We start from the raw sequence: 2051 nt of genomic DNA on the forward strand, positions 1-2051 counted from the left end.
CTTTAAGTTAAATAGTTGTCTCGGACAGACTCGAACTGTCGACCCCTACATTATCAGTGTAGTACTCTAACCAGCTGAGCTACGAGACACTCTTTATACTTATGTCTAAAGCCGAAGGTCTTAAAGTCGAAAGTACTTGACTTTTGACATTGGACTTTACAACTTTACGACTGTAATATTATTTGAACTAACAGCAAGAGTAATATAATGTCAATATTTGTTTCCTTTTCGATATTTAGTCTTCTTTCCCTAGCGTGTATTACTACTAACACTAAGGCTCTAGAAAGGAGGTGTTCCAGCCGCACCTTCCGGTACGGCTACCTTGTTACGACTTAGCCCTAGTTACCAGTTTTACCCTAGGCAGCTCCTTGCGGTCACCGACTTCAGGCACCCCCAGCTTCCATGGCTTGACGGGCGGTGTGTACAAGGCCCGGGAACGTATTCACCGGATCATGGCTGATATCCGATTACTAGCGATTCCAGCTTCACGGAGTCGAGTTGCAGACTCCGATCCGAACTGAGAACGGTTTTGTAGATTCGCTCCTGGTCACCCAGTGGCTGCTCTCTGTACCGTCCATTGTAGCACGTGTGTAGCCCAAGGCGTAAGGGCCGTGATGATTTGACGTCATCCCCACCTTCCTCGCAGTTTGCACTGGCAGTCTTGTTAGAGTTCCCGACTTGACTCGCTGGCAACTAACAACAGGGGTTGCGCTCGTTATAGGACTTAACCTGACACCTCACGGCACGAGCTGACGACAACCATGCAGCACCTTGTAAATTGTCTTGCGAAAGTTCTGTTTCCAAAACGGTCAATCTACATTTAAGCCTTGGTAAGGTTCCTCGCGTATCATCGAATTAAACCACATGCTCCACCGCTTGTGCGGGCCCCCGTCAATTCCTTTGAGTTTCATTCTTGCGAACGTACTCCCCAGGTGGGATACTTATCACTTTCGCTTAGCCACTGAAATTGCTCCCAACAGCTAGTATCCATCGTTTACGGCGTGGACTACCAGGGTATCTAATCCTGTTCGCTACCCACGCTTTCGTCCATCAGCGTCAATATATTAGTAGTAACCTGCCTTCGCAATTGGTATTCCATGTAATCTCTAAGCATTTCACCGCTACACTACATATTCTAGTTACTTCCTAATAATTCAAGTCAGACAGTATCAATGGCCGTTCCACCGTTGAGCGATGGGCTTTCACCACTGACTTATCTGACCGCCTACGGACCCTTTAAACCCAATGATTCCGGATAACGCTTGGATCCTCCGTATTACCGCGGCTGCTGGCACGGAGTTAGCCGATCCTTATTCTTACGATACCGTCAAGCTGCTACACGTAGCAGGGTTTCTTCTCGTATAAAAGCAGTTTACAATCCATAGGACCGTCATCCTGCACGCGGCATGGCTGGATCAGGCTTGCGCCCATTGTCCAATATTCCTCACTGCTGCCTCCCGTAGGAGTCTGGTCCGTGTCTCAGTACCAGTGTGGGGGATCTCCCTCTCAGGACCCCTACCCATCGTTGCCTTGGTATGCCGTTACCATACCAACTAGCTAATGGGACGCATGCTCATCTTTCACCGTTGTGACTTTAATAGTTCCTTGATGCCAAGGTACTATACTATGAGGTATTAATCCAAATTTCTCTGGGCTATCCCTCTGTGAAAGGTAGATTGCATACGCGTTACGCACCCGTGCGCCGGTCTCTGTCTCCGAAGAAACATACCCCTCGACTTGCATGTGTTAAGCCTGCCGCTAGCGTTCATCCTGAGCCAGGATCAAACTCTTCATCGTATATTTGTGAGTTCAGATAAATCTGTTCTCTTTGTTTATGCGACTAAATTCTAGTGGTTTTTTCAAATCTCTCAATTCTATTACTCTTATTCTTTTGTCTTGTCTTTTGGACAAGACGGCTGTCAATTCAATATGTCTAGGAACGTGTTCTTTTATTTCTATCACCTCTATCAACACTTGTTATAGCGTTTCTCGAAGCGGGTGCAAAAGTACAACTTTCTTTTTAACTAACAAGAAAAATGTGAAGTTTTTTT

At 46.4% G+C, this 2051-nt stretch carries 1 tRNA gene and 1 rRNA gene; both read right to left on the minus strand.

Annotation, left to right across the window (positions count from 1 at the left end):
• Window positions 1–15: 15 nt before the first annotated feature.
• Window positions 16–89: transfer RNA gene (locus EKM01_RS14465), tRNA-Ile, on the minus strand.
• A 194-nt stretch (window positions 90–283) separates the two neighbouring features.
• A 16S ribosomal RNA gene (locus EKM01_RS14470) occupies window positions 284–1797 on the minus strand.
• Between the last annotated feature and the right edge of the window lie 254 nt (window positions 1798–2051).

Origin of the sequence: Flavobacterium sp. RSP46 (assembly GCF_003984825.1) — a bacterium.
Lineage (GTDB): Bacteria > Bacteroidota > Bacteroidia > Flavobacteriales > Flavobacteriaceae > Flavobacterium.